Genomic DNA, 18,877 nt, shown 5'->3' on the forward strand with positions numbered 1-18,877 from the left:
CCCCGTCAGGGGCGCGTGCCGTCGAGCAGGTCGGCCACGGCCTCGGCCAGCGCGTGAAGGGAAAACGGCTTGCCGAGGATGGCCGTGCGTTCGGGTAGTCGCGGTGTGTCGGCGAAAGCCTCCCACGCATAGCCGGTGATGAACAGGACGGGCAGGTCCGGCAACGATTCGCGCGCCGATGCCGCCAGTCGCCGGCCGTCCATGCCGGGCAGGCCGACATCGGTCACCAGGATGTCCACGGCATTGCCTGCGCGCAATTGACGCAGCGCCTCGTCGCCGTCACCGCATTCGCTGACCGAATACCCCGCTTCTTCGAGCACTTCGCGCGACAGGGTGCGCAGCATGTGTTCGTCCTCCACCAGCAGCACGCGCTTGCCGTCGCCGCGACGCGCGCCTCGTTCGATATGTGCGTGCGAGGCCGCCGTGTCACCGACATGGCGTGGCAGCCACAGGCTGACGGTGCTGCCCCGGCCCGGTTGCGACTCGATGATCGCGCGACCTCCGGTCTGTCGTGCGAAACCGTCCACCATCGAAAGGCCCAGTCCGGTGCCTTGGCCGATCGCCTTGGTGGTGAAGAACGGATCGAAGGCTTTTTCGACCACGGACCGCGACATGCCGGTACCGGTGTCGGATACGGCGATGACGACGTAGTCGGCGCGGCCCAGGCCAATATCCGCTCCCTCGACATTGCGTGTCGCGATCCTCAGCGTGCCGCCACCGGGCATCGCATCGCGCGCGTTGATGGCGAGATTGAGGATGGCGCTTTCGAGTTGGCTGGCATCGGAAAGCGTGCGCCAGAGACCGGCTTCCATGCGTAGGTCCAGGGCCACTTGCTTACCCAGCAGCGGACGCAGCAACAGGTCGAGGCCGCGCACGATGGCATTGGCATCCACGTCCGACAAGGACAGGGCTTGTTGGCGCGAATAGGCGAGCAGCCGGTGGGTGAGCCCCGCGGCCCGCTTCACCGCACCGCCCGCGGCATCGAGGAGGCGGCGTGCCCCGTCGATCCGGCCGTTCTCCAGCCGTTCGGTGAGTACCTCGATGGCACCGCCAATACCGCCCAGGATGTTGTTGAAGTCATGCGCGATGCCACCCGTGAGACGGCCCAGCGCTTCCAGCTTCTGTGCGTGGCGCAATTGGTCCTCCATGTCGCGCCGGCGCTGGATGTCACGCCCCATGCCGTAGACCACGTCGCCGTCCGGCACGTAGGTCCAGGCGAACCAGCGGAACTCGCCATCGTACGCACGTATGCGCACCTCCAGGTCCTCCACCACCTCTCCATCGAACAGTTGAGAGACGGCGTCGTGCGAACGTTCGAGGTCGTCCGGATGGACGAGTTCCTCGAAGCCCAGGCCGACCAGGTCGCTGACCTCGTAGCCCAACTCGATGCGCCATGCGGGATTGACGTTGCGATAATGGCCGTCACGGCCCATGACCACATAGAGGTCGCGTGATATGCCCCAGATCTGGTCTCGCTCGCGGGTGCGTTCATCGATTTCCCGCTCCAGCGATGCGTTCAGTTCACGCAGGGCGAGTGCGGAGCGAACGCCACGCGTGGTCTCGTTGGTGACGGCGTACATGCCGATGATGCCGCCGTTCTCGTCACGCAGCGGCGCGTACGAAAAGCTCCACCATGTTTCCTCGTCATAGCCATGCCGGGTCATTCGCAGGGGCAGGTCGCGGTGCATCGACCCTTCGCCAGCGAGTGCCCGTTCCACGTGCACGGACACATCGTCCCAGACGTCCTCCCACAGCGTGTCGAACGAGTGACCGATCGCGCCCGCCAGGCGTCCGCCGAGCATGAGGCGGTAGGGATCGTTGAAGAAGAACATCTTGCCGGGCTCGGCGGAGACGAACATCGGTTGTGGCGTGTCGAACATCGTGGCGAGCATCGATCGCAGGGCGTTCGGCCAACGGTCGACCGAACCCAGCGGCGTACCGCTCCAGTCGAAGGCGCGGATTTCCGCGGCGGTCGGCGAGTCGACCGGGAGGAACGCGAAAGGATCGGCGTGCCGGTTCATCTCGGGCGAAGCCGGAGCATGGGAATGTCCTTCGTGGCGGTGACCGTCATGGAATAATGCACGGAGCGCGAAGACAATGTCGTCTACCACGGAGCCCCCCCCATGTCGTCAGCGAGCCTACCGCGCAGCCCGGGCATCGACACACTGCGGGGCGCCAGCATCTTGCTGGTCGTGATACACCACCTTGGCCTTCGCCTTCCTTTACACAAGACGGACGCGGCGGACTGGTTGCCGGCTCCGTTCCTGAAGGGCCTGATCCAGAACGGCTACGAAGCCGTCTTCATTTTCTTCGTCATATCCGGCTTCCTCATTACACGGCACGCGCTGGAGCGCGATGGGCCGTTGCGCGAGATCGACTGGCGGGCCTTCTACGTGCGCCGCATCGCTCGCATCGTGCCCTGCCTCCTGGGCATCGTCCTGATCCTGCTGGCCTGTCACGCATTGCGCCTGCCGAACTACACGATCGATCGCGCGGGCCAATCGCCCTGGGCGGCCACCCTTTCGGCACTCACCTTCACGCTCAACCTCTATGAGGGGCGCACCGGCTGGTTGCCCGGGGGCTGGGACGTGCTCTGGTCGTTGTCGATCGAGGAGGTGTTCTACCTGGGCTTCCCGCTGGTGTGCCTTTCACTGGGGCGGACGAGGTGGCTGGTGCCGTCCCTGCTGTTGCTGGTGTTGTCGGTGCCGTTCGCGCGTGCCGCGATCGTGGACAACGAGATCTGGCAGGAAAAAGCCTACTTGCCGGGCATGGGGGCGATCGCCGCCGGTGTCCTTGCCGCACTGGCGGTGGGTGCGGGGCCCGCGCGCTCCTTCGCGGGCCGGGGGAGGCGGGCACTGCTCGCGGTGGTCGGCCTCGTGAGTCTCTCCCTGGTCATGTTTTCCGGTGGCTGGTTGTGGAGGGCGATCCATGAGGGCTACATGCTCGTGCTGATCGGTGCGTCGGTGTGCCTCGTGCTCGCTTCGCCGGAAGGTGGCCGGGCGTGGCCGGGCTTCGGCTGGCTCCGCGCGATGGGAAGGGCGAGCTATGAAATCTATCTCACCCACATGTTCATCGTGTTTTCGCTGGTGGGATGCGCACGCGCCACGGGTACGGACACGGTGGACGGCTGGATATGGTATGTGCCGGCGGTGCTGGGGTCGTGGGCGCTGGGCTGGCTTGTCGCCCGGTTTTTTTCGGAGCCGGCCAACCGCTGGCTACGCTCGCGCTTTCACGCGGGGGAGGCCCGGGAACCCGTCGTCGAGGCGGCGTGACGCGGTGCGCGGGAGCCGGCGGCTCCCGCGCGGGGCGGGATCAATGGCGGCGGTCGTTGTCGCGTGCGCGATCAACGGCCTTGCCGGCCTCCCGCTGGACCTTGCCGGCATTCTTCTCGATATGGCCCGCGGCTTCTTTCGCATGGTTACCGGTGATCTTGCCGGCGGCTTCCTTCATGGAACCCTTGACCTCGTGTTTCATGCCCTCGGTACGGTTCTTGTCCACGTCGGTTTCCTCGCTTGCACTGCGTTATCCGCAGCGGCACCGGTTTACGCCGTTTCGTGATTAGCACCGCGTGAAGCCGGCGTGCGGCGGCTTTCATCCGCGAATCCCGTTACGATGCGGCCATGTTTCCCTTGCCCAAGACGGCGACCGCGCCGTTCTGCCCGTCGGAAGTCGCCGGGTCCATCATCGTTCCCTTCGATCTGCCCTGGTGGAAAAAGGCCGCGCGTTTTGCCGGCCCCGGCCTGCTCGTTTCCGTGGGCTACATGGATCCAGGTAACTGGGCCACCGATATCGAGGCGGGCTCGCGGTTCGGCTATCGCCTGCTGTTCGTCGTGCTGCTTTCCAGCCTCGCCGCCATCGTGCTGCAGTGCCTGGCCGCGCGGCTGGGCATCGCCACCCGGAAGGATCTCGCCCGGCTCTCGAGCGAGCGTTACCCGAAGGCCATCGGGCGCATCCAATGGGTGTTCGCTGAGATATCGATCATCTCCTGCGACCTCGCCGAAGTGCTCGGGAGCGCCCTGGCGTTCAAGCTGCTCTTCGGGGTCTCGTTACCCGTCGGTGTCGCCTTGACGGCGCTGGACACCTTCATCGTCCTTGGCTTGCAGGGCAGGGGCTTCCGCCGGATCGAGTCGATCGTCCTCGGACTGGTCGGCACCATAGGCATCTGCTTCGTGGTGCAACTGTTCCTGCTGGGCCCCGACTGGGCCAGGGTCGCCGCGGGATTCGTGCCTTCGTGGCACGCGGTGTCGGCGCAGGAGCCGCTCTACCTGGCGATCGGCATCCTCGGCGCGACGATCATGCCGCACAACCTCTACCTGCATTCGTCGATCGTGCAGACGCGCGCGGTTTCAGGCGAGGAAGGCAAGCGTGCCGCGATCCGCCTGACCCGCGTGGATACCATCTGCTCATTGAGCCTGGCCTTGCTCATCAACGCGGCGATCCTGATCGTGTCGGCCACCGCGTTCCATGCCAGCGGGCGCACGGACGTCGCCGACATCGGCGATGCCTACCAACTGCTCGCTCCCATCGCGGGAACCACCGTCGCCGCCGTAGCCTTCGCCATCGGCTTGTTCGCCTCGGGACAGAGTTCCACCTTCACCGGCACCATCGCGGGGCAGGTGATCATGGATGGCTTCCTGCAACTGAAGATACCCTGCTGGCAGCGCCGGCTCGTCACGCGGGGGCTGGCGATCGTTCCTGCCTTCATCGGCGTGGTGACCATGGGCGATCGTGCCATCGGTGCCTTGCTGGTGGCGAGCCAGGTCGTGCTCAGCATCCAGCTGCCCTTCGCCATGTACCCGCTGATCCGCTTCACCGACGACCGGGCCTTGATGGGAGGCTTCGTCAACACGCGCCTGGTGTCCTGTACGGCGTGGTTCCTTTTCGTCGTGATCTCCGCCGCGAACGCGTGGCTCGTAGCCCAGGTGTCGGGACTCGCGTGACGCGGGGCATACATATGCATCACGCGTAGCCGCGCAGTCTCGGCTGCCGGCGACACCGACGGCCTCCCTCTCGATCCCTGACCCACACTCCCCGGAGGAGACCAAGTCATGCCTGAGAAAAAGACCATTGCCAAGGCACGGAAGGATAAGCGCGAAGGAAAGTCGCCCTCGACCCAGGCCGGGGAATTCGTGCACGAGGAAATCGAGCACGTGCGCGAAGGCAAGCACGGCGCCCGGTCGACCAGGCAGGCGATCGCCATCGGCTTGTCCAAGGCGCGGCGGGCCGGCGTGAAGAACAAGCCCTCGAAGACGGCGAGCAAGGCCACGAAGAAGAAGGCGGCGCAGGAGTCGCGTGCGGCCACCCGGAAACGGTCGACGGGCACGGCGGCGAAGAAGTCCACGGCGCGCAAGCGCGCGGCGGGCACACCGCGGAAGTCCAGCGCCAAGAAGGCCACGGCGAAGAAATCGGCGACGCGCTCGCGGGCTACTACCAGGGCGTTGAAGCGTGAAGGGCATTCCGCCGCGTCCAAGCGTGCGTTATCTGCCCAGGGTCGCAAGAGCGCGGCGAAGCGCACTTCGTCCAGCCGGTCGACGGCGGCCAAGAAGGCCGCTCGAACGAGGGCGCGCCAGGCGTCCTGACAGCCGAAGGCCCGCCGCGAGGCGGGCCTTCTTTATATTCGCAGTACGGAGCGCGGCCCGGTCGGGGCGAATCGCGTTAGACCGAATCGCCGCTCAGGCGGCTGGCCACTTCGCCCAGCCAGTCGTAACCGTCCATCTCGCCACCGAAGAGGTCGAGACCGCCGTGGGCGTCCGCGACGCGGTAGCCAGCGGAGTATTCGAAGGTGGTGATGCCGTATTCGTTACGAAGTTCGTTCATGGTCTTGTCTCCCAGTCGTTAAGGACCGGATGTTTCAATCCTCTGGCGCCGACGCCGCCGGTCTCTGGCGTGGCGTGGACCTTACGCTGCCGGGGCAATCCCAAGAAGAGGCGCCGGGCGATTGGTCCGTTTCGTTTGGTGAACAATCGGTTCGTTAGTCTTTCGTCACGCGCCCCAGGGGCCGAATTCCTGAACTAACGAGTTTCCTACGAGCCCTTTCTATGGGCGGCTTGCGGCTTTACAAGGCCTTCCAAGCATTAAAACTTTGGACATCCGGTGTAAGGAAAAGGTTCAAATAAATTTCCGATGGTGGTCATAAATCACCCCTATCGGAATCCTTACCGTGCCCTTTCGTTCGCCGTTCCGGACGTATCCGTTAACCCTAGTTTAACTCAATGGGCGGTGGACTGCCACCAGTGGGGCTGAACGCCGCGCTGGCGCCGCTTCGGGATCGGGTTCAGGGTGGCTAGAATCCACGGTCCACCCGGTGTCGCAGCCGGTTCAGTCATCGTAAGAGGAAGGCCCCATCATGAAGTCTCGCGCCGCGGTTGCCTGGGAAGCAGGAAAGCCCCTGTCCATCGAAGAAGTCGACGTCCAGGGCCCCAAGGCGGGTGAAGTGCTGGTCCGCATCGTCGCCACCGGCGTGTGCCATACGGATGCGTATACGCTTTCGGGGGACGACCCGGAAGGCGCGTTCCCGGTGATCCTCGGTCACGAAGGAGGCGGCATCGTCGAGGAAGTGGGCGAAGGGGTGACCTCGCTCAAGCCCGGCGACCACGTCATCCCGCTGTATACGCCGGAGTGTGGCGAGTGCAAGTTCTGCCGCTCGGGCAAGACCAACCTCTGCCAGAAGATCCGTGTGACCCAGGGCAAGGGCGTGATGCCGGACGGTACCTCGCGCTTCTCGCTGGGCGGCAAGCCCCTGCTGCACTACATGGGTACCAGCACCTTCAGCGAATACACCGTGCTGCCGGAAATCTCCCTGGCGAAGATCAACAAGGATGCCCCCCTGGAGAAGGTCTGTCTCCTCGGCTGCGGAATCACCACCGGTATCGGGGCGGTGCTCAACACCGCCAAGGTGGAACCGGGCTCCACCGTGGCCGTGTTCGGCATGGGCGGCATCGGCCTGTCCGTGGTGCAGGGCGCCGTCATGGCCAAGGCCAGCCGCATCGTGGTGGTGGACACGAATCCCTCGAAGTTCGAGATGGCGAAGATGCTCGGCGCCACCGATTGCATCAATCCGCGCGACTACCCGGGCACACCGATCCAGCAGGTGATCGTCGACCTCACCGATGGCGGCGTGGACTATTCGTTCGAGTGCATCGGCAACGTCGACGTGATGCGTGCCGCCCTGGAGTGCTGCCACAAGGGCTGGGGAGAATCGATCATCATCGGCGTCGCTGGCGCGGGCCAGGAGATCCGCACGCGTCCGTTCCAACTGGTGACCGGCCGCGTGTGGCGTGGCTCGGCCTTCGGTGGGGTGAAGGGGCGCAGCCAGTTGCCCGGCTACGTGGATCGTTATATGGGTGGCGAGATCAAGATCGATCCGATGATCACGTATACGATGGGGCTGGAAGACATCAATCGCGCCTTCGACCTCATGCATGAGGGCAAGGCCATCCGCTCCGTCATCCTCTACTGAGCCCCTCGATGAACGAAACGATCGATCTGATCCGCCGCTACTACGACGCCTTCAACCGCGGTGACTGGGCCTCGATGCTGGCCCTGCTCGACGAACATGTCGCGCACGACATCAACCAGGGCGGACGCGAAACCGGCCGAGACCGCTTCGCCGCTTTCCTGGAGCGCATGAACATGAGCTACAGCGAGCAGTTGAAGAACATCGTGGTGATGGCCAACGAGACCGGTACACGTGCCGCCGCGGAATACGTGGTCCACGGCGTGTACAAGGCCACGGACGAAGGCCTGCCGCTGGCCCAGGGCCAGAGTTATGTCCTTCCGGGCGGCGCGTTTTTCGAAGTGGCCCAGGGCCACATCACCCGGATCAGCAACTACTACAACCTGGAAGACTGGCTGGCCCAGGTGCGCCGGGTGGAAGTCGACTGAAACCTTGAAGTGCCGGAAGACGGGCCGCAGGTCTGCTGCGACCCGTTTCTTCCACAAGGTTGCGCCATGGCCTGGACCAATCCGCACTACGACCGTTCCAAGGCGCACCATGCGCCGGAAGGCTTCCGCAACCTCGAGCCGGACACCCGCGAACCGGGTGGCCTGCAGCGCTGGCGCAAGGAGCGCAAGGAGCAGGGGCTGCCGCGGCCACCCACGGAGGGCTACGACGCGTTCGTCCGCCGCTGGTGGCAGCGCGCGGATGTCGGCGGTACCGACGATGCCGCTTGGTGGCTGGGGCATGCGACCGCACTCGTCCGTCATCGCGGGCTGACCGTGCTCACCGATCCGGTGCTTGGACGGCGCGCTTCACCCGTGCCGTTCGCGGGCCCGGCGCGCCGGACCCCGCCACCGGTGGATGTTGCCGGCCTGCCTCCGGTCGACGTCGTGCTGATTTCGCACAACCACTACGACCATCTCGATGCCGGCACGGTGCGTGCACTATCGCGCCGGTTTCCACAGGCCGTGTTCCTCGTGCCGCTCGGATTGAAGGCATGGTTCGACCGTCGGCGCATCGGCAACGTGCGTGAACTGGACTGGTGGGCGAGCACGGACGTGCGTGGCGCGATGTTCACCTTCGTGCCCGCCCGTCATTGGAGCGCGCGAACGCTGTGGGACCGCAACCGCTCGCTCTGGGGTGGCTGGGTGATGGCGCAGGAGAGTTTCCGCTTCTGGTTCGCGGGCGACACCGGCTACTCGGACAAGCTGGCCGAGATCGGGCGCCGTGCCGGCCCGATCGACCTCGCCGCGATCCCGATCGGCGCGTATGCGCCACGCTGGTTCATGCGTGGCCAGCATGTCGATCCGGCGGAGGCGCTGCGCCTGCATCGGGAAATCGGCTGTCAGCGGTCGATCGCGATCCACTGGGGCGCGTTCGAGCTGGCCGACGACCAACTGGACGAGCCACCGCGCCTGTTGGGTGAAGCGCTCGCGGAGGCGGGGATGGAGACGGATGAATTCATGTTGCTCAGCATCGGCGGCCGAATTGCGCTCTAATGGCGGCCTTCCCGCCGCATAGCCGCCTCCCCATGCCGTTCCATGAATTCCGCCTCGAAGGCGAGTACGTCGAGCTCAACCTCCTTCTGAAACTCACCGGCATCGCCGCCAGCGGAGGGGAAGGCAAGCACATGGTCGCCGACGGCCTGGTCACGGTGGACGGTGTGGTCGAGTTGCGCAAGACCTACAAGGTGCGCGCAGGACAGCTGGTGAGGATCGGCGACAACGAGATCAGCGTGCTTCCCGAGATCGATTGACACCTTATGCCCAACAGGGCATGAAAAAACCCGGCGCCTCACGGCGCCGGGTTTTTTCGTTCATGCGCTTGCGATCACATGCCCGACGTGGAGGACTTCGCCGGTTCGGTCGAGGTGCCGCTCTTCTTGTGTTTCTTGTGGGTCGACTTCATGGAATCGCTGGCGCCGGATTTCATCGAGTCGTGGCTCATCGAATCCTGGCTCATGGAGTCGCCGGTCTTCTTCATCGAATCGTTGGTCGTCTGCGTAGGCGTGGCGGCGGTCGACGCCGGTGTGGGTGTGGCGCTTTGGGCGAGGGCTGCGCCGCTCACGGTCATACAACCAGCCAGCATGGCGAGGATCAGTTTCGTGTTGCGCATGACGAAATCTCCTGGAACTTTGTGGCGCCTGGGGAACATCGCGATGCATGGCGCGAAAAAGCATCGCTCCCGGTAAGACCTTAAGACCGGACCTTGCGGGGTTTGCTGACGCTATTCCTTTTTCGATGAATGTTGCTCTTGCAAAGCAGCAATTCGCGGGGAACCGTTCAGGAGAAAATTAGCTACGGTTAAGTGACGGCAAGGGTCGTGCCACGTGAGCGTTGGATCACTTAGTGGAAGTCGCGCGACACGGAGGCCATGGCCGGCAGCAGGTCGCTGAAATCGTGCAGCCGGCTCGCCACGAGGTGGCGCACACCGTCGATCGATTGCCATCGTCCATCGACCGCCAGCAACACGGCATCGAGCAAGGCTTGTCGGCACGCTTCGGCGACCTTCGGCCTTACGATCACATTGACCTGGCCGGTTTCATCCTCGAGCGTGACGAAGGTGATTCCACTGGCGGTCTGCGGCCGCTGGCGCACGGTCACCAGGCCCGCGTGGCGCAGCCAGGCGCCATTGCGCTCCCGCTCGAGATCGCTGGCCCGGCGCGCCCGCCGCGCCAGCAAGTTCTTGCGAATGAGGCTCAGGGGATGCGCGGCGAGTGAGAGGCCATGCGTGGCGTAGTCGGCGAAAACGTTTTCCGTGAGCGTGGGTGGGCGGAGCGTGGGGCGCGCCTCGGCCACCATGTCGATCAAGGGCAGGCTGCGCTCGATGCCGGAACTCTCCCAGCGCGCGCGGTGGCGATGTCCACTGAGCAGGCGCAGTGCGCCGGCATCGGCGAGGCGTTCGCGTTCGAAGCGAGTCATGCCGGCGCGGCGGGAAAGATCGGCCAGGTCGCGCAGGGGCGCTTCCGTGCGTGCGGCCGCGATGCGCGTGCCGAGTCCGGCGGACAACCCGTTGATCAGGCGCAGGCCGAGTCGCAAGGCATATGTGCCCGGCTTCCCGGTGATGGGTTCGAGCGTGCAATCCCAGTCACTGGCGGTGACATCGGGCGGCCGTACTTCCACGCCGTGCCGGCGCGCGTCGGCGACGAGCTGCGCGGGCGCATAGAAGCCCATGGGCTGGCTGTTGAGCAGCGCGCAGGTGAAGATTTCCGGATGGTGACACTTCAGGTACGAGGAGGCGTAGGCGATCAGGGCGAAACCGGCCGCATGCGATTCGGGAAAGCCATAACTGCCGAAGCCCTGGATCTGGTCGATGATCTGCTGGGTGAATTCGGGGGAATAGTTGTTCTTCGCCATGTTGCGGCGAATCCTTGGCTCGAATTTTTCCAGGCCGCCACGGCGTTTCCACGCCGCCATGGAACGGCGCAACTCGTCCGATTCGCCTGCCGTGAAATCGGCCACCACTTGCAGGAGGGCCATCACCTGTTCCTGGAAGATGGGCACGCCAAGCGTGCGTTGGAGCACATCGCGCACGCCCGGTTCGTAAGCGATGTCTTCCTTGGGCAGTTTTCGCCGTTGCAGGAAGGGATGGACCATGCCGCCCTGGATAGGCCCGGGACGGACGATCGCGACCTGGATCACCAGGTCGTAGTATTCCTTCGGCAACAGGCGCGGCAGCATCGACATCTGCGCGCGTGATTCGATCTGGAACACGCCCACCGTGTCCGCTTTCTGGATCATCGCGTAGGTCGGGCCATCGTCCATGGGAATGTCGGCGAGGCGGCGGTAGTCGATGCCGCGATGCTTGCGCAACAGGTCGATCGCCTTGCGCATGCAGGTGAGCATGCCCAGGGCGAGGCAGTCGACCTTGAGCAGTTTCATGGTTTCCAGGTCGTCCTTGTCCCACTGGATGATCGTGCGGTCGTCCATCGCGGCGTTCTCCACCGGTACGAGATGGTGCAGCGGCGTATCGGAGATGACGAAGCCGCCCACGTGCTGCGACAGGTGGCGGGGCATGCCGTTGAGTTCTTCCACCAGCACCATGAGCTGGCGGATGGTGCGACTGGTGATGTCGAAGCCTCGTTCGCTCAGGCGCAGGGCGATGGATACCTCGCCATGCGCATGCGAATAGGCCCGGCTCAACTGGTCGAGCTGGTCTTCGGAAAGGCCCAGTGCCCGGCCCACGTCACGCGCGGCGCTCTTGTGCCGGTAGCTGATGACCGTGGCGGCGAGCGCGGCCCGGTCGCGACCATACTTGTTGAACACGTACTGCAGGACTTCCTCGCGTCGCTCGTGTTCGAAGTCCACATCGATGTCGGGCGGTTCGTCGCGCTCGATCGAAATGAAGCGCTCGAACAGGGTGGATATCTGCGCGGGATTCACCTCGGTGATACCCAGGCAGAAGCAGACCACCGAATTGGCCGCCGAGCCACGGCCCTGGCAGAGGATGTTCTTCGAGCGTGCGAACCGGACGATGTCCTGCACGGTGAGGAAGAAGGCCTCGTATTTCATGTGGGCGATGAGTTCGAGTTCCTTCTCGATGCGCTCGACGATCGTGGGCGCGATACCCTCGGGCCAGCGCGTTGCGGCGCCTTCATAGGCGAGCTGGCGAAGGTAGGCCGGCGCATCGAGGCCTTCCGGAACCAGCTCGCGCGGATAGACATAGTTGATGTCGCGCAGGTCGAAGCCGGTGCAGCGCGCGGCGACGGCGAGGGTTTCATCGATGATGTCGCGCGGATAGATGCGGGCGATCGTTTCGCGTCGGCGCAGGTGGCGCTCGCCGTTGGGGAACAGGTCGTGCCCGGCCTCGGATACGGGTTTGTTGAGCCTGATGGCGGTCATGATGTCCTGCAACGCGCGCCGGCGGCGCAGGTGCATGTGGACGTCCCCCGCGGCGACGCAGGGCAGGCCGTGGCGTTCGCCGAGATCGCGCAGGGCCGCCAGTTCGGCATCGTCGTGCTGGCCGCGGTGCAGTTCCACGGCGAGCCAGGCACGACCATGGAAATGAGCTGACACCCAGGCCGCGCGATCTTCATGCGTGGCCGCATCGTTGGCCGGGAGGGGGCCGGGTGCCCAGAGTACGCCGAGGCCTGGCCCGAGGCATTCGAAGTCGCCACGGTCCAACTCGTAGCAACCTTTCGATGCGCGACGGCGGCCGAGCGTGATGATCCGGCACAATTCGGCGTAGCCCGCCTGGTTTTCCACCAGCAGGATCATCACGGTGCCGTCGGTGAGACGGAACTCGCTGCCGACGATGAGAGGGACGCCGGTTTCCAGCGATGCCTCCAGGCCACGCACGATGCCCGAAAGCGAGCATTCGTCGGTGATGGCGAGTGCCGTGTAACCGATGTCCTTCGCCCGCTCGAACAACTCGTGCGCACGGGATGCGCCACGCTGGAAACTGAAGTCGCTGAGTGCGTGCAGTTCGGCATAGGCGGGGACGGCGGTGTCCTCGTCGTTGGCGGGTGTCAGGTGGGATGTATCGATCTTCATGGCGAAGAAGGAGTCAGGCGAACCAGCCGTGCAGCATCCAGCCGTCGAGGGTGCCGGGGGGCAGGTAGGCCCAGGCTTGCTGCCCGTGCACGGTGCGCACGATGTAGTAATCGCGCCGTGCGTCGTCGCCATCCCACCAGCCGCTCTCGATGCGCTCGGGGCCGGCCAGGACGGCCGCCGGGTCGGGGCGCATCGGCATCGGTCGTGGCAGCAACCAGAGCGGACGGCGCCGGCGCGGCAGCGAGACCGTGGCACCGGGCGTGCCGTAACGCGAGGCACGTTCGGGGCGATGGTCGGCCACCAGCGCGATCTGGCGCAGCGCCGCATCGCCCAGGCGTGCGCGCAGCCGTTCGTCGAGCGCGGGCCAGTCGAGGCCGTCACCGCGGACCGGTTCGAACAGGTCGCGCAGCGGTGGCCGGAACACCGGCAATTCCTCGGCATCGAGTTCGATCGCACGCGCCGGGGCTGGCAACGTGACGCGCTCCAACCGTGTACGGGCCAGTTCGAACAGGCGCTCGGCATCGCGTTGCGGCGCGGCCATGGCGACCACGACACGGGTGGATTCGCCGCGTGCATGATCGAGGGTGAGGGTGAAACGCTGCACGCCTCCGTCGCGCGCGGCCAGCAGGTTCGCCAGTGCGCGGGTGAGGCGGCGCAGGGGAAACAGCAGTGGCTGGCTGCCATCCAGTTCGCCGTCGAACTCGATCTTCTGGCGGAAGTTGGCCGGCGGCTGCCAGGCGGGCAGGGCGTCGGCGGCTTCCCCACGGATGCGATCAAGCCAGTTCACGCCTTCGCGCCCGATGCGCCGGGTGAGTTCCGGGCGTGGCAGGCGGAAAACCTCCTCCAGGCGGCGAAAGCCCATGGCATGCAGCGATGTCACCGTGGCGACGGGCAGCCCACTCTGGTTCAGCGGCAAGGCGCCCAGCATGCGCCGCACGCCTTCGCGCTCCGGCAGCACCATGCCGTCGGCATGGGCGGCGAACACCCAGGAAGCGGCGGCGAACGGCGTCGCCGCCAGCGTATGCGCATGACCTTGCGCGGCGAGCCCGCTGCGCAGGCGCTCCGCCAGCACGGGCCAGCCGTCGAACAGGCGCAGGCTGGCACCGACTTCCATCAGGATCGCGTGCGGTGGAACCAGGCTCACGTGGCCGCTGAACTGGTAGCACCAGGCGGCTAGTTCGGCGAGCAGCCGGCCTTCCGCATCGGGATCGCGGGGGCGTACTTCCAGGGAGGAGCACAAGGCACGGGCGGCGGCGAGACTTTGTCCACGGCGCACACCATGGGTGGTGGCTTCGGCGTTAGCCGCGGCGATCAGGCGTTGGCGGGTCCGATGGTCGAGCAAGGCAGAGGGGCCTGCCTCCGGTGTCGCGGCGAAGGCGGCGGAGAACGCCAGGCCGGGAAAGCGGAGACAGGCCCAAAGCATGACTGCGTAGGAAGGGCGACGACGGCGCGTCCGTCATGACGGCGTGGAGAACGCGGCGTCATGAAGGAAACCATCAGGCCCGCATGCGCAGCAGTGGAGCGGTGGTGGTCAGCAGGCCACGCGACTTGAGCACGTCGACATAGGTGGCCTCGTCGCTGTTGCTGACCTTGAGCCGCAGCGCAGCCGGGCTGTTCTGCGCGGCATGTGCGGCGGGCCGGAAAATCATGGCGCAGGCATCGCCGCTTTCGGCGGCCAGTTGCAAGCGCCGCAGGCTGCGGTAATCGATATCCGGCAACCAGCCGACCACGGCACCGCAGCAACCCGAACGCAGGCACTGTTCCATGCTCCAGGCGGCTTCGGTGCTGCCGGCCTGGATCTCGTGCAGGAAACGCAGGTCCACGCCGGCGGCGGCGAGGGCGGGTGCATAGGGCAAGTAGGGCGGCGCGACGAAGATCACCCGGCGGTGTTCCTGGGTGAGTGCCGCCAGCGCGGGCATCACCAGGTCCAGTTCACCGAGGCCATCGTGTTCGAACAGGATCTCGCTGAGCGCGCCTTGCGGCCAGCCCCCACCCGGTAGCTTCGCATCCAGCGAGGTCCAGCCCGTGGACAGCGCGCGCACGCGCGGCTGACGGTCGGCGGAACGGCGCCAGATACCGGGGTGGTCGAGCACCTGGGCGAGGGTCGGGGTGGCGATGGCGTTCATGGTCAGGTCCTACGGATGATGCCGACGTAACGCCCTTCGATGGCGAACGCGTGGCGGCGAGGGTCGACTTCGATCGGCGTGAAGTCGGGGTTTTCGGGCAACAACAGGAGACGGTCGCGTTCGTGCTTCAACCGCTTCACGGTGACTTCGTCGTCGAGGCGGGCCACGACGATCTGGCCGTCGCTGGCGGTGGCCGTCTTGTGCACGGCCAGGAGGTCGCCGTCGAGAATGCCGACATCGCGCATGCTCATGCCGACGACGCGCAGGAGGTAGTCGGCGCGCGGTCGGAACAGCGCGGGGTCGACCTCCAGTTGCGCCTCGATATTTTCCTCGGCGAGGATGGGCGAACCGGCGGCGACACGCCCGATGAGTGGCAGGTCGTTCGCGGCGGCCATGCGCAGCAGGGCGGCGTTGCCGGCCGGGAGGCGTAGCCCGCGATGTTGCGGCGAGCGCTCCAGCACGCCTTTACGTACCAGGGACTCCACGCAGGCCTGGGCGGAACTGTGGCTGGAGAAGCCGAGGGCGTCGGCGATCTCCCGCAGCGTCGGCGGCAGGCCTTGCGCCCGCAGGTATTCCTGCAGGAAGGCGAGGGTCTTTTGCTGGCGCTCGGTAAGGGTAGGTGTCGACATGCGTACATTTGTACAGATGTCGGCGAAGCGGCGCAAGGGGAAAATCGTGTCGTGCCTGGCGGGAGCCGACCGTGTCGGCGATGGGTGCTTGCCACAACCTGGCCCGCTGCCGCGGGATCGCCGACAAGGTCGGCTCCCACCCGGTCTCGGCAAGGGCACGTGGCACGGCGAGCGGTGCTCTTTCCTTCCAGCCCACCCCCGTGTCCAGAGAGCTGCCGGGCGCCACCCCCGCCCGACCGTCCGAGCCCGCCGGGGCGCAGCCATCGGACACGGCCGCGCCAGCGGCTTTCCTTACCCAAGGGACGGCGACTACCGTCGCGCCGAGGGTGGCGCCCGGCAGCTCTCCTCGCCGCACACAACGAACGCGAGGGCGAGGCCGAGCCAAGCACCGCCCCCTCTCGCGAGAAACAAAACATGCCCAAAGAGCTTGCACGTTTATGCACGTTTTCATACATTGATGCGCATTCGTCATCCATGGAAGTCCGCATGAAGCCTGCGCGCGCCACCCGATTGATCTTTCTCCTTTCCGGTATCGGCATGGCCAGCTGGGCTCCGATGGTGCCGTATGCCAAGGCGAGGCTCGGGCTCGACGATGCGGCGCTTGGTCTGGTGCTCCTGAGCATGGGCTGCGGGGCGGTCGCCGCCATGCCCCTGGCGGGGTTCCTGACCAATCGGTACGGGAACCGCGATGTCATCGGTGTCAGCGGATTGCTGGTCTGCGTGGCTTTGCCCCTGCTGACGATCGCTACGAACGCCTATTGGCTTGGCGCTGCCCTGTTGTTCTTCGGTGCTGCGCTGGGTGTGGTCGACGTGGCCATGAATGCCCACGCGGTGGACGTGGAAAAGCATGCGGGTAAGCCGATGATGTCGGGTTTCCATGGCCTTTTCAGCGTAGGCGGCCTCGTCGGTTCGGCAGGCATGGCGGCACTGTTGAAGGCGGGGGCGCCACTGACCGGCAGCGCGTTGGCCGTGTCGGCGGCCTTGCTCGTCATCGTCGTGACGCAGTGGAGGCACTTCCTCGTTCGACTCGACGATGCCGGCCAGTCGCATTCCATCTTCCGCGTGCCCTCGGCCTCGGTCTTCCTGCTGGGTTTCCTCTGCCTGGTGGTGTTCCTCGCCGAAGGCGCGATGTTGGACTGGAGCGCGGTGTTCCTGCGTTTCTCGCGCGGATTCGATCCTTCGCTGGCTGGCCTGGGCTATGCCGCGTTCTCCATCGCGATGGCCTGCGGCCGCCTGCTCGGCGATCGCATCACGGCCTCGGTGGGGCCCGTGACGATCGTGCGTGTGGGCGCCCTCCTGGCCGCGCTCGGTTTTTTCCTCGCCACCATCTTGCCCTGGGGGCCGGCCGCGATGCTGGGCTTCATCCTGGTAGGCATCGGCGCATCGAACATCGTCCCCGTGTTGTTCAGCGCGGCCGGACGCCAGCCGGGCATGTCGCCCGGCATCGCCATCGCCACGGTCACTTCGCTGGGCTACGCGGGCATGCTCGCCGGACCGGCGGTCATCGGCTTCGCCGCCCACCTGAGCAGCCTCTCGCTGGCCCTTTGTGGCGTGGCCGTGTTGCTCGTGGTCGTTTCAACCTGCGCGTCCATCGCGCGCCGCTAAGGATTGTTCCATGCATACCAAACGCGATGTCGTCATCTTCGATTTCGGCGGTGTCCTGATCGACTGGAATCCGCGCTACCTGTACCGCAAGCTGTTCGGCGACGACGAGCAGGCGATGGAAACCTTCCTGGCCGAGGTGACCACGCCGGAGTGGAACCTTCAACAGGATGCCGGCCGCTCCTGGGACGAGGCGGTGCGCCTGCTCACCGCGGAGCATCCCACCAAGGCCGAACTCATCGCGGCCTACCAGCACCGCTGGGAAGAAACACTCGGTGGCGCGATCGACGACAGCCTGCATATCCTGCGCGAACTGAAGGAGGCAGGGCATCCTCTCTATGGCCTCACCAACTGGTCGCACGAGACCTTTCCATTCGCCCGCGAGCGCTTCGGTTTCCTCACCCTTTTCGATGGCATCGTCGTCTCGGGCGAGGAGGGCATGATCAAGCCGGACCCGAAGCTCTACCAGACCTTGCTCGAGCGCTACGACATCGATCCCACGCGCGCGGTGTTCATCGACGACAACAAGGTCAACGTGGATGCCGCCGAAGCGCTGGGTATCCATGGCATCCACTTCCATACGTCCCGGCAACTGCGTGCGGAGCTGATCGGACTGGGCTTCCTCCCGGCATGAATGCGCCGCTCGATACGACGCTGCCCCGCGAGCGCCAACAGCTGATCCTCGAGCGCTTGCGCCGCGAGGGCAAGGTCGTCGCCGCCGACCTCGCGCAGGAGTTCCGTGTATCGGAGGATTCGATCCGTCGCGACTTGCGTGATCTCGCCGCACAGGGGCTATGCCGTCGCGTGTATGGCGGTGCCTTGCTCGCGGTGAATATCCCACCGCTGGGCGAGCGTCACGCCGAGCGGGCGGAACTCAAGCGCGAACTCGCGCGGACGGCGCTCGGTCTCATCGGGCGCGGGCAGATACTGTTCATCGATGCGGGCTCGACCAATACCGCGCTGGCGAAGATGTTGCCGGAAAATAGTGATCTTACCGTGGTGACGAATGCGCCGGACGTGGCGTTGGCGGTGCTCGGCCGTCCCGGTTTCGATGTCATCGTGCTGGGTGGAAAGCTCGATCCGGCCATTGGCGGTGCGATCGGCTCACGTACGGTTCGCCAGGCACAGGACATTCGCGCGGATCTCTGTTTTCCGGGGGTGTGCGCCATCGATCCCGAACGTGGGCTATGGACCTACGACGAGGAAGAGACCGTGTTCAAGCAGGCGATCATCGAGGCAAGCGGTGAGACGGTGGCGATCGCCACGCCGGACAAGCTGGTGGCGTCGGCGACGCACCATACGGTGCCGATCACCGGCATCGCACACCTGGTGGTGGCGGTGGATACGGACGCGGCGGTGGTGGAGCGGTATCGTGCGGCGGGCGTGACGGTGCATATGTAGGTCGATCGCCGCTGAAGCGGCTCCCACAAGAAGCGGCTCCTGCAAAAGCAGCCGCTGTAAAGAGCATCGCCGACAGGGTCGGGGGGCCCCCCCCCGGGGGGGGCCGGGGGGGGGCCGCCCCCGGGGCGGCGGGGGGGCGGGGCGCCCCCCCCCCGGTGCTGGGGGCCGCCGCCCGCCCGCCCGCCGAGC

General features: G+C 65.8%; 18 protein-coding genes. 10 read left to right on the plus strand and 8 right to left on the minus strand.

The window, feature by feature from the left end:
- Positions 1-5: 5 nt before the first annotated feature.
- Positions 6-2,021: a hybrid sensor histidine kinase/response regulator gene (locus J2T07_RS13765; RefSeq protein WP_306850652.1), complete on the minus strand. Its 2,016-nt coding sequence runs from the start codon at positions 2,019-2,021 to the stop codon at positions 6-8.
- Positions 2,022-2,123: 102 nt separating this feature from the next.
- Here J2T07_RS13765 and J2T07_RS13770 point away from each other — a divergent pair, with 102 nt between their 5' ends.
- A complete protein-coding gene (locus J2T07_RS13770; protein ID WP_306850653.1) occupies positions 2,124-3,272 on the plus strand; it encodes an acyltransferase family protein in 1,149 nt (382 codons plus the stop codon).
- A gap of 40 nt (positions 3,273-3,312) precedes the next feature.
- On the opposite strand, the gene J2T07_RS13775 is transcribed toward J2T07_RS13770, so the two are convergent.
- A complete protein-coding gene (locus J2T07_RS13775) occupies positions 3,313-3,498 on the minus strand; it encodes a CsbD family protein (RefSeq protein ID WP_306850654.1) in 186 nt (61 codons plus the stop codon).
- A 122-nt stretch (positions 3,499-3,620) separates the two neighbouring features.
- Between J2T07_RS13775 and J2T07_RS13780 the strand changes: the two genes are divergently transcribed.
- Positions 3,621-4,940, plus strand: a complete 1,320-nt coding sequence (locus J2T07_RS13780; RefSeq protein ID WP_306850655.1) for an Nramp family divalent metal transporter — start codon at positions 3,621-3,623, stop codon at positions 4,938-4,940.
- Positions 4,941-5,048: 108 nt separating this feature from the next.
- On the plus strand, positions 5,049-5,579 hold the full coding sequence (locus tag J2T07_RS13785) for a DNA-binding protein (RefSeq protein ID WP_306850656.1): 531 nt from the start codon (positions 5,049-5,051) through the stop codon (positions 5,577-5,579).
- A 76-nt stretch (positions 5,580-5,655) separates the two neighbouring features.
- Here J2T07_RS13785 and J2T07_RS13790 read toward each other — a convergent pair whose 3' ends face one another.
- A complete protein-coding gene (locus J2T07_RS13790) occupies positions 5,656-5,817 on the minus strand; it encodes a hypothetical protein (protein WP_306850657.1) in 162 nt (53 codons plus the stop codon).
- Positions 5,818-6,346: 529 nt separating this feature from the next.
- On the opposite strand from J2T07_RS13790, the gene J2T07_RS13795 reads away from it, so the two are divergent.
- The 4 genes from J2T07_RS13795 (at position 6,347) to J2T07_RS13810 (ending at position 9,194) form a co-directional block, all read left to right on the plus strand.
- Positions 6,347-7,459: an S-(hydroxymethyl)glutathione dehydrogenase/class III alcohol dehydrogenase gene (locus J2T07_RS13795; protein ID WP_306850658.1), complete on the plus strand. Its 1,113-nt coding sequence runs from the start codon at positions 6,347-6,349 to the stop codon at positions 7,457-7,459.
- Between the two features lie 8 nt (positions 7,460-7,467).
- The gene (locus tag J2T07_RS13800; RefSeq protein ID WP_306850659.1) at positions 7,468-7,884 is read left to right on the plus strand and encodes a ketosteroid isomerase-related protein; all 417 of its coding nucleotides are present in this window, start codon (positions 7,468-7,470) and stop codon (positions 7,882-7,884) included.
- Positions 7,885-7,950: 66 nt separating this feature from the next.
- Complete coding sequence (locus J2T07_RS13805) at positions 7,951-8,937, plus strand: MBL fold metallo-hydrolase (protein WP_306850660.1); 987 nt, start codon at positions 7,951-7,953, stop codon at positions 8,935-8,937.
- 32 nt (positions 8,938-8,969) lie between these two features.
- Positions 8,970-9,194 (plus strand): RNA-binding S4 domain-containing protein, encoded by a 225-nt coding sequence (locus tag J2T07_RS13810; RefSeq protein ID WP_306850661.1) that lies wholly within the window; start codon positions 8,970-8,972, stop codon positions 9,192-9,194.
- 74 nt (positions 9,195-9,268) lie between these two features.
- Here J2T07_RS13810 and J2T07_RS13815 read toward each other — a convergent pair whose 3' ends face one another.
- The 5 genes from J2T07_RS13815 to lexA form a co-directional block, all read right to left on the minus strand.
- Positions 9,269-9,553 (minus strand): hypothetical protein, encoded by a 285-nt coding sequence (locus J2T07_RS13815; protein WP_306850662.1) that lies wholly within the window; start codon positions 9,551-9,553, stop codon positions 9,269-9,271.
- Positions 9,554-9,783: 230 nt separating this feature from the next.
- Positions 9,784-12,930 carry an error-prone DNA polymerase gene (locus J2T07_RS13820; protein WP_306850663.1) on the minus strand — a complete coding sequence of 1,049 codons (3,147 nt, stop codon included), beginning with the start codon at positions 12,928-12,930 and terminating at the stop codon, positions 9,784-9,786.
- Positions 12,931-12,943: 13 nt separating this feature from the next.
- Positions 12,944-14,353 (minus strand): Y-family DNA polymerase, encoded by a 1,410-nt coding sequence (locus tag J2T07_RS13825; protein WP_306850664.1) that lies wholly within the window; start codon positions 14,351-14,353, stop codon positions 12,944-12,946.
- A 73-nt stretch (positions 14,354-14,426) separates the two neighbouring features.
- Complete coding sequence (gene imuA / locus J2T07_RS13830; RefSeq protein ID WP_306850665.1) at positions 14,427-15,056, minus strand: translesion DNA synthesis-associated protein ImuA; 630 nt, start codon at positions 15,054-15,056, stop codon at positions 14,427-14,429.
- Positions 15,057-15,058: 2 nt separating this feature from the next.
- On the minus strand, positions 15,059-15,685 hold the full coding sequence (gene lexA, locus J2T07_RS13835) for a transcriptional repressor LexA (protein WP_306850666.1): 627 nt from the start codon (positions 15,683-15,685) through the stop codon (positions 15,059-15,061).
- 486 nt (positions 15,686-16,171) lie between these two features.
- Here lexA and J2T07_RS13840 point away from each other — a divergent pair, with 486 nt between their 5' ends.
- From J2T07_RS13840 to J2T07_RS13850, 3 genes are read left to right on the plus strand one after another with little or no spacing between them, the layout of a single operon-like run.
- On the plus strand, positions 16,172-17,290 hold the full coding sequence (locus tag J2T07_RS13840) for an MFS transporter (RefSeq protein ID WP_306850667.1): 1,119 nt from the start codon (positions 16,172-16,174) through the stop codon (positions 17,288-17,290).
- Positions 17,291-17,300: 10 nt separating this feature from the next.
- Positions 17,301-17,921: an HAD family hydrolase gene (locus tag J2T07_RS13845; protein WP_306850668.1), complete on the plus strand. Its 621-nt coding sequence runs from the start codon at positions 17,301-17,303 to the stop codon at positions 17,919-17,921.
- A complete protein-coding gene (locus tag J2T07_RS13850) occupies positions 17,918-18,688 on the plus strand; it encodes a DeoR/GlpR family DNA-binding transcription regulator (protein ID WP_306850669.1) in 771 nt (256 codons plus the stop codon). Before J2T07_RS13845 ends, J2T07_RS13850 begins: the two co-directional genes overlap by 4 nt.
- Positions 18,689-18,877 lie beyond the last annotated feature (189 nt).

The organism is Luteibacter jiangsuensis (genome assembly GCF_030812295.1).
GTDB classification, from domain to species: Bacteria; Pseudomonadota; Gammaproteobacteria; order Xanthomonadales; family Rhodanobacteraceae; genus Luteibacter; species Luteibacter jiangsuensis_A.